This is a genomic window from Flavobacterium sp. PMTSA4, from assembly GCF_032098525.1.
Classification (GTDB): domain Bacteria; phylum Bacteroidota; class Bacteroidia; order Flavobacteriales; family Flavobacteriaceae; genus Flavobacterium; species Flavobacterium capsici.
Genome location: NZ_CP134890.1, coordinates 668,795 through 682,525, shown reverse-complemented (window position 1 = coordinate 682,525; position 13,731 = coordinate 668,795). Strand labels below are relative to the sequence as shown.

Sequence of the window (13,731 nt, the reverse complement as noted above, 5' to 3'; positions counted from 1 at the left end):
AACAGTTACGTTTTGCTATTTTATATAGTTACTTTTATTATTTACCTAGAATAATTTGGAGCTTCTTTAGTAATCGTCACATTGTGTGGATGACTTTCTTTGATACCGCTATTGGTAATTCTAACAAACTGACCAGTTTCTTGTAAAGTTGGAATGTCTTTTGCACCACAATAACCCATTCCGGCACGAAGTCCACCAATAAATTGTTGCATGCTTTCGTTTAATTCACCTTTGTAAGGAACACGACCAACAATTCCTTCTGGAACCAGCTTTTTAATATCATCTTCAACGTCTTGGAAATAACGATCTTTTGAACCTTCTTGCATTGCTTCAACAGAACCCATTCCTCGGTATGATTTGAATTTACGTCCTTCGAAAATTATGGTTTCTCCTGGCGATTCTTTTGTTCCTGCAAGCAAAGAACCTAACATAACCGAACTTGCACCAGCAGCAATGGCTTTAGGAATATCACCTGTATAACGAACACCACCATCAGCAATAACAGGAATTCCAGTTCCTTTTAAGGCAGCTGCTACTTCAAGCACAGCAGAGAACTGAGGAAAACCAACTCCTGCAACCACACGAGTAGTACATATAGAACCTGGACCAATACCAACTTTAACCGCATCAGCACCATTTTCTACAAGATATTGTGCTGCAGTAGCAGTAGCGATATTACCAACAACTACATCTAAATTAGGGAATTTTGATTTCACTTCTTTAAGAACAGAAACTACACCTTTGGTATGACCGTGAGCAGTGTCGATAATAATGGCATCTACGCCAGCATTGTATAAAGCCGTTGCTCTGTCTAATGCGTCACCAGTAACTCCAATTGCAGCAGCTACACGTAAACGTCCAAATTTATCTTTGTTAGCAATAGGTTTTTGAGTTAGTTTAGTAATATCTCTAAAAGTAATTAAACCAACTAATTTATAATTGTTATTTACAACAGGAAGTTTCTCTATTTTATGACCTTGTAAAACAACTTCTGCTTGTTGTAATGAAGTTCCTTCGGCAACAGTTACCAATTTCTTTTTGGTCATTACTTCAGCAATTGGTCGTTCAAGGTTTTTTTCAAATCGAAGATCTCGATTAGTAACAATGCCTTTTAAAATTTGATTTTTATCTACAATAGGTATTCCTCCGATGCCATATTCTTTCATAGCATTCTTAGCATCAATAACTTTTGCCGACAATGGTAAAGTAACAGGATCGATAATCATACCGCTTTCTGCACGTTTTACTTTTCTAACCTTTGCAGCTTGTTGTTCAATTGTCATGTTTTTGTGTAAAACACCAATTCCGCCTTCTTGCGCCATTGCAATAGCCATAGCACTTTCGGTAACGGTATCCATAGCAGCAGAAACTACAGGAACGTTTAAAGTAATATTTCGGGAAAATTTAGATTGAATGTTTACTTCGCGTGGTAAAACTTCAGAATAACTTGGGATTAAAAGCACGTCGTCGTAAGTAAGTCCTTCGCCAACGATTTTAGTTGTGTGTGCGTTCATTGCAATTTGTAGTTGTTGTTAAATTGCATGCAAATATACGCTTTTTAATTTGAAAAATAATTTTCTAATGATATTTAGTAAAAATCTTCAACGCTTCGTTATAGGAACTTTCAAAACTCATCGGACTACAATTGGTATCTGCTTTTTGAGTAGTGAAATAACTTAGTAATTTTTCGGTAGGCATGTTTCCTGTTAAATCATCTTTCGCCATAGGACAACCTCCGAAGCCTTGAATAGCACCATCAAATCGTTTACAACCTGCTTTGTAGGCAGCATCTACTTTCTCATGCCATTTATCTGGAGTTGTATGAAGATGAGCACCAAACTCAATATCAGGATATTTAGGAATTAAGTTTGAGAATAAATAATCAATTATTTCAGGTGTAGAACTTCCAATAGTATCAGAAAGCGAAAGGATTTTTATTCCCATTTTGGCTAAGGTTTCTGTCCATTGTGCTACAATGTCTACATTCCAAATATCTCCATATGGATTTCCAAAACCCATAGAAAGATACGCCACAACTTCTTTATTGGTTCTATCGGCAATATCTAAAATCTCTTGAAGTGTAACTAAACTTTCGGCTATTGTTTTATGAGTATTTCGCATTTGGAAATTCTCTGAAATAGAAAAAGGAAAGCCTAAATATTGAATTTCTTTGTGTTGAGAAGCCAATTCAGCACCTTTTGTATTGGCAATGATAGCTAATAATTTGCTTTCGGTTTGTGATAAATCAAGTTGTGCTAAAACTTCGGCAGTATCAGCCATTTGAGGAATGGCTTTTGGAGAAACAAAACTTCCAAAATCAATAGTATCAAAGCCAACACGAAGCAATGATTGAATATATTCCACTTTTTTTTCGGTTGGAATAAATTCTTTGATGCCTTGCATGGCATCTCGCGGACATTCTATGATTTTGACTTTTGTATTCAATTTAGATTTGTAAAGTGGCTAAGTTACAAAGTTTTTTCAAGCAGTGCTTTATTGATTTCCTTAACCAATTTTGGTCCTTCATAAATAAAACCAGTGTATAATTGAACTAAACTTGCTCCAGCTTCAATTTTTTCTAAAGCATCCTGAGCTGAATGAATTCCACCAACACCAATAATAGGGAAACTTTTGTTGCTTTTTTTAGCAAGAAAACGAATTACTTCGGTCGAACGATTGGTTAACGGTTTTCCTGATAAACCACCAGTTTCAACTTTATTTTCAGATTTCAAACCTTCTCTTGAAATAGTTGTATTAGTAGCAATTACACCTGCAATTTTAGTTTCTTTTACAATATCAATTATATCAAGAAGCTGTTCATTCGTTAAATCAGGAGCAATCTTTAGTAAAATTGGTTTTGGCTTTGATTTTTCATTATTTAAGTTTTGTAAAACTTGTAATAACTTGGTTAAAGGTTCTTTTTCCTGAAGTTCACGAAGATTTGGCGTATTTGGTGAGCTTACATTAACCACAAAATAATCTACATAGTCAAATAATTTTTCAAAACAAATGATGTAATCGTCAACGGCATTTTCATTTGGAGTGATTTTATTTTTACCAATATTTCCACCAATAAGAACATTTTTGTTTTGCTTTAGTTTTAATACAACTTCATCAACTCCGGCATTATTAAATCCCATTCTATTGATGATGGCAGCATCTTCTTTTAATCGAAACAATCGTTTTTTAGGATTTCCATCTTGAGGTTTTGGCGTTACGGTTCCAATTTCGATGAATCCAAACCCAAAGTTTGCCAATTCTTTATACAGAACTGCGTTTTTATCAAAGCCAGCAGCTAATCCAACAGGATTTGGAAATGTTAATCCAAAAACTTTTGTTTCTAATCTTTTGTCTTTTATTTCATAAATTGATTTAAAAAGATTAGAAAAACCAGGAATTTTGTTTAGGAAACGAATTAGCGAAAATGTGAAGTAATGAACTTTTTCAGGATCTATTAGAAAAAGGAAAGGACGAATTAGTAATTTGTACATTTTGTTGTGTTGTTGTTGTGCAAAAATAGAAATTCAAATTCAATTTTCATTTTTACTTTGATAAATTAAGTACTACTTTAGCCAAACAATTTATTAAAAATGATTTCAGAAGCACAATTTCAAAAAGAATTAGAGTTAATAATTTCAAATGGAATCCGAGAAGATATTGGTCCTGGCGATTATAGTTCATTGGCTTGTATTCCATTTGAGGCAAAAGGGAAAGCTAAACTTTTAGTGAAAGATGAAGGAATTATTGCAGGAGTTGAATTTGCTAAAATGATTTTTAAATCAGTTGATGAAAATCTTGTGGTTGAGACTTTTATCAATGATGGAAGTAAAGTGAAATATGGCGATGTAGTTTTTCATGTTTCAGGCAGTTCTCAATCTATTTTGAAAGCAGAACGTTTGGTTTTGAATTCAATGCAAAGAATGTCTGCAATTGCTACAAAAACAAATAATTTTGCTCAATTACTTGAAGGAACAAAAACAAAAATTTTAGACACTAGAAAAACAACTCCTGGATTCAGAGCTTGTGAAAAATGGGCAGTAAAAATTGGTGGTGGCGAAAACCATCGTTTTGCGTTGTATGACATGATTATGTTGAAAGATAATCATAATGATTTTGCAGGCGGAATTTCGAAAGCAATAGAAAAAACAAAAGCTTTTCTAACGGAAAACAATCTAGATTTAAAAATTATTGTTGAAGCAAGAAGTTTAGATGAGATAAAAGAAATACTTCAAAATGAAGGCATTTTTAGAATATTAATTGATAATTTTAATTTTGAAGATACAAAAACTGCCGTTGCTTTGATTGGCGATAAATGTCAAACAGAATCTTCAGGAAATATTAATGAAAAAACCATTCGACAATATGCTGAATGTGGTGTTGATTATATTTCATCTGGTGCATTGACGCATTCGGTTTACAATATGGATTTAAGTTTAAAAGCATTGTAAAATGAGCATGACATTAAATCAAAGAATTAAAAGATTGCCATTAATTCGCCAAGTTTTATTTATCTCAAAAAAAATAAAACTTCCTTGGCTTCAAGGTTTGTCTTTCTATGATTTAATGAAAATTTACATTACAGGAATAATTGAAGGTGCTATTTCTTATAGAGCTGCAGCTATTGCATGGAGCTTTTTTATGGCTTTATTTCCTTTTGCATTATTTATTCTGAACTTAATTCCTTATATTCCAATAGAAGGATTTCAAGATGACTTTTTAGGATTTGTACAACAAAGTGTTCCACCAACAACCTATGATGCTATTTTTACGATAATCAATGACATTTTGACCAATAGTAATACTGGTTTAATTTCTACTGGTTTTTTTATGGCTATTTTTTTAATGTCTAATGGTGTAAATGCAGTTCTTGGTGGTTTTGAAAGTTCAAATCATATTCAAATAAGTTCAAAAAGGAAGTTTTTTAGACAATATTTTGTGGCTTTGGCATTGTCAATCTTGTTGTCTTTAGTTTTGATTATAACTGTTGCTGCAATCGTAATTTTTGAGGTAATTATTCAAAAAACTAAGTTGCAAGACGTGCTTTCTGATGATATACCATTGATAGAAATGGGAAGATATATTTTTGTTATTTTAATGATTTTAATAACAACTTCATTGCTTTTTAAATTTGGAATTAAGAGAGAAAAAAATAGAGCATTTATTTCTATTGGTTCAGTGTTTACAACGGTTTTGATTATAATTTCTTCCTATTTTTTTGGAATTTGGGTTGTGAAATTTTCAAAATATAATGAACTTTATGGTTCAATCGGAACGTTGCTTGTGGTTATGTTTTATGTTTGGATAAACTGCATGATTCTTTTGCTAGGATTTGATTTAAATGCAGCCATCAATAAAATAAAAAGAGAAAAACAACTCGAACTCGAATTATGATGAAACTTATTTTGTTTTTTATATTTTTCACTACTACAATTTTCGCTCAATCTATTGAAGGAAAATGGAAAACGATTGATACTAAAACGCAAACAGAACTATCTATTATTGAAATTTACAAGAAAAACAATCAATATTATGGTAAATTAATAAAAATATTGAATGTTTTAAGTTCACATGCTGATTGCGAAAAATGTTCTATGAAAATTAAAAATAATTCACTCATAGGAAAAGATGTTATTGTGAAAATGGTAAAAGATGACAAACAATATAAAGGAAAATTAATCGATCCTTTTAGTGATAAAAGCTATAATTGTACCATCAATATTATTACAAATTCTTCACTAGAAATTAACGCTTATAGTATTCTTCCAATCTTTGGAAGAACTCAAAACTGGATAAAACATTCTGAATAAGAATAAAATTAAGTAAATGTATTTTATTGAAGTAATTATTCCTCTTTCATTATCTAAAACTTTTACTTATAAGGTTTCGGAAAAAGAATATTTTTTCTTGAAAAAAGGAATGCGAGTAGCAGTTCCATTTGGAAAAAATAAAGTTTACACTGCTTTAGTAATTGATTTGCATCAAAATTCACCAATACTTTATGAGCCAAAAGAAATTCATGAAATTATTGATGAAAAACCTATTGTAAACGAAATTCAAATAAAACATTGGTTTTGGATTGCTTCGTATTATATGTGTTCTATTGGTGATGTTTATCGTGGCGCAATGCCATCAGCTTTGTTATTAGAAAGTGAAACTATAATTACCCAAAAAAAGGATATAGAAGTTGATGAAAAAGAATTAACCGATGATGAGTTTTTAATTTTTGAAGCGTTACAACATCAATCTTCACTTAAAATTCAAGATGTTATTGGCATTCTTAACAAAAAAACGGTTTTACCAATTATTCAACAATTAATAAGTAAAGAGGTTGTTTCATTGCATGAAGAAATTCAAGAAGTTTATAAACCAAAACTTGTAAAATATATAAGATTGCATCCTTTTTTTGAAAAAGAAGAAGAATTAATTTCATTATTAGATTCACAAAAATCTGAAAAAAGAAAAAAAATAATTCTTGCTTTTTTTCAATTAAAAGCTCAAGAAAGCAAACCTATTTCAGTTAAGCAATTATTAGAATATTCAAATATTTCACAGTCTGTATTGAAGGTATTAATTGAAAACAATGTTTTTGAAGAATATGCAATTCAAATGGATAGAGTGAATTTTGAAGAAAATCAGCTTGATAAAAAACTAGTTTTAAGTAAGTTTCAAGAAACCGCTTTTAATCAAATTGAAAATCAATTTAAAGAAAAGGAAGTTTGTCTTTTGCATGGAGTTACTGCAAGCGGTAAAACCGAAATTTATATCAAGTTAATTGAAAAATTTATCGATGATGGAAAACAAATCCTTTATTTACTGCCAGAAATTGCATTAACAACTCAGTTAGTCACAAGATTGACTGAGTATTTTGGTAATAAAGTTGCTGTTTTTCATTCCAAATACTCTAATAATGAAAGAGTAGAAGTGTGGCAAAATGTTTTAAAAAGCTCTGAAACTGCTCAAATAGTTATTGGCGCAAGGTCTGCTTTGTTTTTGCCTTTTTCCAATTTGGGTTTTATTATTGTTGATGAAGAACATGAACAAACATTTAAGCAACAAGATCCAGCACCAAGATATCATGCTAGAGATTCGGCTATTGTTTTAGCAAATTCTTTCGATGCAAAAATTCTTTTGGGTTCAGCAACTCCTAGTATAGAAACTTATCATAATTGTTTGTCAGGGAAATATGGTTTGGTGAATTTAAAAGAACGATACAGTAATGTTCCGCTTCCTGAAATTGAATTAATTGACTTGAAAGACAATTATTTTAGAAAAAAAATGAATGGTCATTTTAGTTTCAGTTTAATAGAAAAGATTACTGAGGCACTTTCAAATGGCGAACAAGTAATTTTATTTCAAAATCGAAGAGGATTTTCACCTGTTTTAGAATGCTTGACATGCGGTCATATTCCGCAATGTCCACAATGTGATGTTAGTTTGACATACCATAAAATTAAAAATCAATTACGATGTCATTATTGCGGTTATTCAATTGCAAAACCATCAAACTGTCATCAATGTTCAAGTTTAGATTTAGAAACAAAAGGTTTTGGAACCGAACAAATTGAACTTGAATTAAAATCTTTATTTCCTGAAAAAAACATCAAAAGGATGGACCAAGACACAACTCGAGGAAAGTTTAGTTTTGAAAAAATTATTGATGGATTTAAAAACAGAGAAATAGATATTTTGGTTGGAACACAAATGCTTGCAAAAGGATTAGATTTTGACAATGTTTCACTTGTTGGGATTTTAAACGCTGATAACATGCTTTATTTTCCTGATTTTAGAGCTTTTGAAAGAAGTTTTCAAATGATAACGCAAGTAGCAGGACGATCGGGTAGAGCAGAAAAAAGAGGAAAAGTTATTATTCAAACATATAATCCATTGCATAATATTATACAGCAAGTTACCAATAATGATTATGATGGAATGTTTAAGGAACAACTTTATGAACGAAAGATTTATAATTATCCGCCATATTGTAGGATGATTAAATTAACTTTAAAGCATAGAGATTTTGAAAAAGTAAAAGATGGTTCATTTTGGCTGTATCAAGTATTGAAACAAAATTTAAATATTCCTGTTCTTGGTCCAGAAGAACCAGCAGTTTCAAGAATTAGAAATGAATATATCAGAACAATAATTATCAAAATTCCTAATGATAATTCATTGCAAGGCACAAAAAAAACTATCCAGAAAATACTGAATAGTTTTGATATGGTTTCTCAATACAGAGCAATAAAAGTAGTTGTTAATGTCGATAATTACTAGGCTATTGCTAATGCTTTGATTAAATCTTCTTTTTTATTTCTACTTAAAGGTATTTTTGTTACACCAATTTCTGCAAATTTACTATTGAAACGTTCTACTTTTTCAATATTAATAATGTATGATTTGTGAACTCTAATAAATTTATCGCTTGGTAAATCTTTTTCAAAAGCTTTCATTGTAGAAAGAACAAGATTACTGTCTTCTTCAGTAACAACTTTTACATAATCACCGTAAGCTTCAATCCATTTAATTTTATTAGTATAAACTTTTAATTTTTTAAGGTTACTCTTAATGAAAATATGTTCTCCTTCTTCTTCATGATTTTCTTTTTTAAGCATATGGAATTCCATTGCTCTTCTAACAGAAGCATTAAAACGATCAAGCGCTATTGGTTTTTGTAGGTAATCCGTAGCGTCATAATCAAATGCTTTCATAGCATATTCAGCTTTAGATGTTATAAAAATAATTTGGGGTTTTACTTTTAATCCATCTAAAAAATCAAATCCACTTATGACTGGCATTTCAATGTCTAGGAAGATTAAGTCAACGGTGTGAACAGACATGCAATTTTTTGCTTCAATTGCATTAGAAAAATCACCTACTAAATGTAGATTTGGGTGATTATTTACTAACTTTGCAATGATCATCCTTTGGATAGAACTATCATCGACGACAACACAATTTAGTTTCATATTTTTAACTATTTTAGATTTGGTGATGTAAAAATATATAGTTTTTTTTAAACCACCTAACATTTCATCGATTTTTTTTGCTTTTAAACGATATTTTTTACTTTTTGACGATTTATGACTAATTGTGATACGTTAATAAAAAAATATTTGTAATTTCGCGCCCAATTAAAATTTTAAACAATTTATTATGAATCATTACGAAACTGTTTTCATCTTAAATCCCGTTTTATCTGAAGTTCAGGTAAAGGAAACAGTAAGCAAATTTGAAGATTTACTTACGTCAAAAGGAGCAAAGATGATATCAAAAGAGGATTGGGGCTTAAAAAAATTAGCTTACGAAATCCAACACAAGAAAAGTGGTTTTTACCATTTATTCGAATTCCAAATTGCTGGTGAGCATTTAGCTTCTTTCGAAACTGAATTTAGACGTGACGAAAGAGTTATGCGTTTCTTGACTGTAAGTTTAGATAAACACGCTGTAGCTTGGGCTGAAAGAAGAAGAGAAAAATTAAAAACTAAAGCGTAATTACTATGTCAACTATTGAGCAAAATGCAAAAGGAAAAAAAGACGGAGATATTAGATATTTAACGCCTTTAAACATTGAAACTTCAAAAACTAAAAAATATTGTCGTTTCAAAAAATCTGGAATCAAATACATAGACTATAAAGATGCTGACTTTTTATTAAAGTTTGTTAATGAGCAAGGTAAAATTTTACCACGTCGTTTAACAGGTACTTCATTAAAATACCAAAGAAAAGTATCAGTTGCTGTAAAAAGAGCACGTCACTTAGCTTTAATGCCATACGTAGCAGATTTATTAAAATAATATTAAAAAAATAAAGTTGTTGCCTCGCAATGGCGGGCTAACTTCTTATAAAAAAGGACAACAACATGGAAATTATATTAAAACAAGACGTTCAGAATTTAGGATTTAAAGATGACGTAGTAACTGTAAAAAATGGTTACGGTCGTAATTATTTAATTCCACAAGGATTTGCAACTTTAGCAACTCCTTCTGCAAAAAAAGTATTAGCTGAAAACTTAAAGCAAAGAGCTTACAAAGAAGCTAAAATTGTTGCAGATGCAAAAGAATTAGCAGAAGCTTTAAAAGCTTTAGAAATTAAACTTACTGCTAAAGCTGGTGGAGAAAAATTATTTGGTTCTATTTCTAACATCGATATTGCTAATGCATTAGAAGCTGCTGGTCATTCAGTAGATAGAAAATTCATTACAAGTGGAATTGTTAAAAGAATTGGTAAATATACTGCTTCAGTTAGATTACACAGAGAAGTAGTAATTGAATTACCTTATGAAATTGTTGCTGAGCAAGCATAATCAATTTTTATAAACACATTAAATCCCAATTTTATGAATAATAATTTTGGGATTTTTTATTTTGATAAAATTTTAAAAATATTAAGTTGAAATATAAAAGACTTACCAAAGAACAATTTGAAGAACTTCATGTTGAGTTTTCAAATTTTCTTGCTACACAAAGTATTGACAGAAGCGAATGGGATGACATTAAAAAAAACGAACCCCAAGTTGCAGAACAAGAACTTGATGTTTTCTCAGATTTGATTTGGGAAGGCGTTCTTAAAAACACACATTATCTAGAGCATTTTTCAAAAAGTCATATTTTCCTTTTTCATTGTCAAGAAAAATACATTCAATCTATAGTCTTAAAATCCTTGAATGATGATGTTGATTTGATGAAAAAAGAAGGTTTGCATTGGCTTAGTGAAAATATGTTTACTGACCATGTAGAGATTCATTTAGGAAAAAAAGAATATGAATCCGAAAGAAACACATCTATTTTTGATTTAATTTCACAAGGAGCAATTTTATCTGATGGTCAACTCTATCTTCAAATAAATGGAATAATTCAATCTTAAATATTTCCGTTTTTATAAATATATTGGTTATTTTAGTACGCACAATTTGTTACTAAAATAGCCGATTTTTTTTATGGATATTCAGCAGACTATTACTAGTTTAAGAGAAGAGCTTAATCAACATAATTATAATTATTATGTATTAGATAATCCAACTATTTCTGATTTTGAGTTTGACCAGAAACTAAAACAACTTCAAGAATTAGAACTTCAAAATCCTCAATTTTTTGACGAAAATTCACCAACACAAAGAGTTGGCGGCACGATTACTAAAAACTTCGAAACAGTTGTTCATGATTACAGAATGTATTCTTTGGATAACTCTTATTCAAAAGAAGATTTAATTGATTGGGAAAACAGAATTCAAAAAGTATTGGGTAATGTTTCACTTCAATATACATGTGAGTTAAAATATGATGGTGCATCCATTTCTATTACTTATGAAAATGGAAAATTAAAACGTGCCGTTACTCGTGGCGATGGTTTTCAAGGTGACGATGTTACTAATAATATAAAAACTATAAAATCTATTCCACTTCAATTAAAAGGTAGTTTTCCCAATAAGTTTGATATACGAGGCGAAATAGTTTTGCCTTTTGAAGGTTTTGAAAAAATGAATCAGGAATTGATAGAAATTGGCGAAACACCATATTCGAATCCTAGAAATACCGCTTCTGGAAGTTTAAAGCTTCAGGATAGTAGTGAAGTAGCAAAACGTCCGCTGGAATGTTTGCTTTATTTTATAGTTGGAAATAATCTGGGAATTAATACACAATTTGAAGGTCTAAACGCTGCACGAAATTGGGGATTTAAAGTTCCGAAAGAAGCAAAATTAGCCAATAACCTGAATGAAGTTTTAGAATATATTGATTATTGGGACAAACATCGACATAATTTACCTTATGAAACTGATGGAGTTGTAATTAAAGTGAATAGTTTTCAACAACAAGATGAATTAGGTTATACAGCAAAAGCTCCACGTTGGTCGATTGCATATAAATTTAAAGCGGAGCAAGTTTCAACTAAATTAAATTCAATATCCTATCAAGTTGGTAGAACAGGTGCAATTACTCCAGTTGCTAATTTAGAATCGGTTCAATTGGCCGGTACAATAGTAAAAAGAGCTTCATTGCATAATGCAGACCAAATTGCAAAATTAGATATTCGTGTTGATGATACTGTTTTTGTAGAAAAAGGCGGTGAGATTATTCCTAAAATAATTGGTGTTGATTTTGAAAAAAGACCTTTAAATTCAGTGCCAACAATTTATATTTCAAACTGTCCAGAATGCAATACACCATTGCATAGAGTAGAAGGTGAAGCAAATCATTATTGTCCAAATTTCTATGGTTGTCCGCCACAAATAATTGGTAGAATTGAACACTATATTTCTAGAAAAGCAATGGATATTGATGGACTTGGTGGAGAAACAGTTGCTTTGTTATTTCAAAATGGTTTAATAAAAGATTATTCAGATTTATACGAATTGAAAATTGAGCAAGTTATTCCGTTGGAAAGAATGGCGCAAAAATCAGCCGAAAACTTGATAAATGGAATTGAAAAATCAAAACAAATTCCTTTTGAACGTGTTCTTTATGCTATTGGAATTAGATATGTTGGTGAAACGGTTGCAAAAAAACTAGCTAAACATTATAAAAATATTGATGCTTTGCAACAAGCAACTTTAATGGATTTAGTATTGGTTGATGAAATTGGAGAAAAAATTGCGCAAAGTGTAGTTGAGTTTTTTGAAAATCAAGAAAATGTTAGAATTATCAATAGGCTGAAAGAATTTGGAGTTCAAATGGAAATTGTTGAAAAAATAAATCCTAATGCAACTTCGATTTTAGAAGGAAAGACTTTTGTGGTTTCGGGAGTTTTTAGTTTATTTTCAAGAGATGAACTAAAACAATCAATTGAAGATAATGGTGGAAAAGTTGGAAGTTCAATTTCGGCAAAAACACATTATGTAATTGCGGGAGAAAATATGGGACCAGCTAAATTGGATAAAGCTAACCAATTGAAAATTCCTATTATTTCTGAAAATGAATATGTTAATTTGATAAAAAAATAATATTATAAATGTTAATTGAATGATAATTTATTAATTTGGTTGATAATTTGAGTACTCAATGAACTCATTATTATACCAAAAATGAAAAACAGCGAATACAGTAAGTTATCAAATTTATTTCTTTTCTTTTTTGTAGTGATTTCATTTATCGAAATTATTGCTGAATTATTTAATGATACTACTATAGTTTGGGTTTCTAAGCCATTAATAATTCCTTTTCTTTTAATATTCTATTTGTTCAAGTCTAAGATTAGGAGTAATTATTTTATAGCAGCTTTGGTTTTCAGTTCTGTTTCAAATATTTTATTTATTGAAAACACATTTTTTTATAATCTTTTCGGAACCTTTTTCGCACTATTTTTTATGATTATCATTATTTATTTAGTTTTGAATCAACTAAATAAGCCACCATTAAATTCGATGATTTTTGGAGCAATTCCTTTCTTTATTACTTATGCAGCTATACTGATTATAAGTTATGAATCGATTCATTCAAATTTATTGTTTTTCATTTTTAATGCTTTTTTCGTGATTTTTTTAGGTGGTTTTGGTTTAGGAAACTATACGATTTATAAAAGTAAAACCAATTATTATCTGTTCATTAGTGCGTTACTTTTTGCATTAATGCATTTTGTATATCTGTTTAAATTGTTTTCGGTTGCGGAACCAACTATGCATGCTTTATCGATGCTGTTCTATGTTTTAGGACAACTGATGTTGACTCGGTTTGTTTTATTTACTGAGAAAAAAATGAGAAATTTCAAAATAGTAAATATTTAATCAAAATAATGATTTAG

14 protein-coding genes are annotated in these 13,731 nt (G+C 30.1%); 10 read left to right on the top strand and 4 right to left on the bottom strand.

The features are described 5' to 3' along the window. Positions 1-41: 41 nt before the first annotated feature. The 3 genes from guaB to RN605_RS03230 all read right to left on the bottom strand — a co-directional run bounded on the left by guaB (position 42) and on the right by RN605_RS03230 (position 3,491). Positions 42-1,514: an IMP dehydrogenase gene (gene guaB / locus RN605_RS03240; protein WP_313322178.1), complete on the bottom strand. Its 1,473-nt coding sequence runs from the start codon at positions 1,512-1,514 to the stop codon at positions 42-44. A 64-nt stretch (positions 1,515-1,578) separates the two neighbouring features. Then, on the bottom strand, positions 1,579-2,445 hold the full coding sequence (locus tag RN605_RS03235) for a hydroxymethylglutaryl-CoA lyase (RefSeq protein WP_313322176.1): 867 nt from the start codon (positions 2,443-2,445) through the stop codon (positions 1,579-1,581). Positions 2,446-2,468: 23 nt separating this feature from the next. Continuing rightward, positions 2,469-3,491: a quinone-dependent dihydroorotate dehydrogenase gene (locus tag RN605_RS03230; RefSeq protein WP_313322174.1), complete on the bottom strand. Its 1,023-nt coding sequence runs from the start codon at positions 3,489-3,491 to the stop codon at positions 2,469-2,471. A gap of 99 nt (positions 3,492-3,590) precedes the next feature. Here RN605_RS03230 and nadC point away from each other — a divergent pair, with 99 nt between their 5' ends. Genes nadC through priA form a run of 4 tightly spaced genes read left to right on the top strand, consistent with a single transcriptional unit; the run spans position 3,591 to position 8,271 of the window. Then, complete coding sequence (gene nadC, locus RN605_RS03225) at positions 3,591-4,448, top strand: carboxylating nicotinate-nucleotide diphosphorylase (protein WP_313322172.1); 858 nt, start codon at positions 3,591-3,593, stop codon at positions 4,446-4,448. A gap of 1 nt (position 4,449) precedes the next feature. Beyond that, positions 4,450-5,391 (top strand): YihY/virulence factor BrkB family protein, encoded by a 942-nt coding sequence (locus RN605_RS03220; RefSeq protein ID WP_313322170.1) that lies wholly within the window; start codon positions 4,450-4,452, stop codon positions 5,389-5,391. Further along, complete coding sequence (locus tag RN605_RS03215; RefSeq protein WP_313322168.1) at positions 5,388-5,807, top strand: DUF2147 domain-containing protein; 420 nt, start codon at positions 5,388-5,390, stop codon at positions 5,805-5,807. The genes RN605_RS03220 and RN605_RS03215 overlap by 4 nt, the downstream gene beginning before the upstream one ends. 16 nt (positions 5,808-5,823) lie before the next feature. Continuing rightward, positions 5,824-8,271 (top strand): replication restart helicase PriA, encoded by a 2,448-nt coding sequence (gene priA / locus RN605_RS03210; protein ID WP_313322166.1) that lies wholly within the window; start codon positions 5,824-5,826, stop codon positions 8,269-8,271. On the opposite strand, the gene RN605_RS03205 is transcribed toward priA, so the two are convergent. Then, positions 8,268-8,963: a LytR/AlgR family response regulator transcription factor gene (locus RN605_RS03205; protein WP_313322164.1), complete on the bottom strand. Its 696-nt coding sequence runs from the start codon at positions 8,961-8,963 to the stop codon at positions 8,268-8,270. The genes priA and RN605_RS03205 overlap by 4 nt on opposite strands. A gap of 187 nt (positions 8,964-9,150) precedes the next feature. Between RN605_RS03205 and rpsF the strand changes: the two genes are divergently transcribed. The 6 genes from rpsF (at position 9,151) to RN605_RS03175 (ending at position 13,714) form a co-directional block, all read left to right on the top strand. Further along, positions 9,151-9,489: a 30S ribosomal protein S6 gene (gene rpsF, locus RN605_RS03200; RefSeq protein WP_313322162.1), complete on the top strand. Its 339-nt coding sequence runs from the start codon at positions 9,151-9,153 to the stop codon at positions 9,487-9,489. Positions 9,490-9,494: 5 nt separating this feature from the next. Beyond that, positions 9,495-9,791 carry a 30S ribosomal protein S18 gene (gene rpsR, locus RN605_RS03195; RefSeq protein WP_313322160.1) on the top strand — a complete coding sequence of 99 codons (297 nt, stop codon included), beginning with the start codon at positions 9,495-9,497 and terminating at the stop codon, positions 9,789-9,791. 65 nt (positions 9,792-9,856) lie between these two features. After that, positions 9,857-10,300 (top strand): 50S ribosomal protein L9, encoded by a 444-nt coding sequence (rplI, locus tag RN605_RS03190; RefSeq protein WP_313322158.1) that lies wholly within the window; start codon positions 9,857-9,859, stop codon positions 10,298-10,300. 86 nt (positions 10,301-10,386) lie between these two features. Next, positions 10,387-10,860: a DUF6495 family protein gene (locus RN605_RS03185; protein WP_313322156.1), complete on the top strand. Its 474-nt coding sequence runs from the start codon at positions 10,387-10,389 to the stop codon at positions 10,858-10,860. Positions 10,861-10,933: 73 nt separating this feature from the next. After that, positions 10,934-12,934 carry an NAD-dependent DNA ligase LigA gene (gene ligA, locus RN605_RS03180; protein ID WP_313322154.1) on the top strand — a complete coding sequence of 667 codons (2,001 nt, stop codon included), beginning with the start codon at positions 10,934-10,936 and terminating at the stop codon, positions 12,932-12,934. 81 nt (positions 12,935-13,015) lie between these two features. After that, positions 13,016-13,714: a lysoplasmalogenase family protein gene (locus tag RN605_RS03175; RefSeq protein ID WP_313322152.1), complete on the top strand. Its 699-nt coding sequence runs from the start codon at positions 13,016-13,018 to the stop codon at positions 13,712-13,714. The last annotated feature ends 17 nt before the right edge of the window (positions 13,715-13,731 follow it).

Coding starts and splice junctions, on each gene's coding strand:
- ligA (WP_313322154.1), top strand. CDS start 10,934: ATGGATATTCAGCAGACTATTACTAGTTTAAGAGAAGAGCTTAATCAA.
- RN605_RS03220 (WP_313322170.1), top strand. CDS start 4,450: ATGAGCATGACATTAAATCAAAGAATTAAAAGATTGCCATTAATTCGC.
- RN605_RS03205 (WP_313322164.1), bottom strand. CDS start 8,963: ATGAAACTAAATTGTGTTGTCGTCGATGATAGTTCTATCCAAAGGATG.
- nadC (WP_313322172.1), top strand. CDS start 3,591: ATGATTTCAGAAGCACAATTTCAAAAAGAATTAGAGTTAATAATTTCA.
- priA (WP_313322166.1), top strand. CDS start 5,824: ATGTATTTTATTGAAGTAATTATTCCTCTTTCATTATCTAAAACTTTT.
- rplI (WP_313322158.1), top strand. CDS start 9,857: ATGGAAATTATATTAAAACAAGACGTTCAGAATTTAGGATTTAAAGAT.
- RN605_RS03215 (WP_313322168.1), top strand. CDS start 5,388: ATGATGAAACTTATTTTGTTTTTTATATTTTTCACTACTACAATTTTC.
- guaB (WP_313322178.1), bottom strand. CDS start 1,514: ATGAACGCACACACAACTAAAATCGTTGGCGAAGGACTTACTTACGAC.
- rpsF (WP_313322162.1), top strand. CDS start 9,151: ATGAATCATTACGAAACTGTTTTCATCTTAAATCCCGTTTTATCTGAA.
- RN605_RS03175 (WP_313322152.1), top strand. CDS start 13,016: ATGAAAAACAGCGAATACAGTAAGTTATCAAATTTATTTCTTTTCTTT.
- rpsR (WP_313322160.1), top strand. CDS start 9,495: ATGTCAACTATTGAGCAAAATGCAAAAGGAAAAAAAGACGGAGATATT.
- RN605_RS03230 (WP_313322174.1), bottom strand. CDS start 3,491: ATGTACAAATTACTAATTCGTCCTTTCCTTTTTCTAATAGATCCTGAA.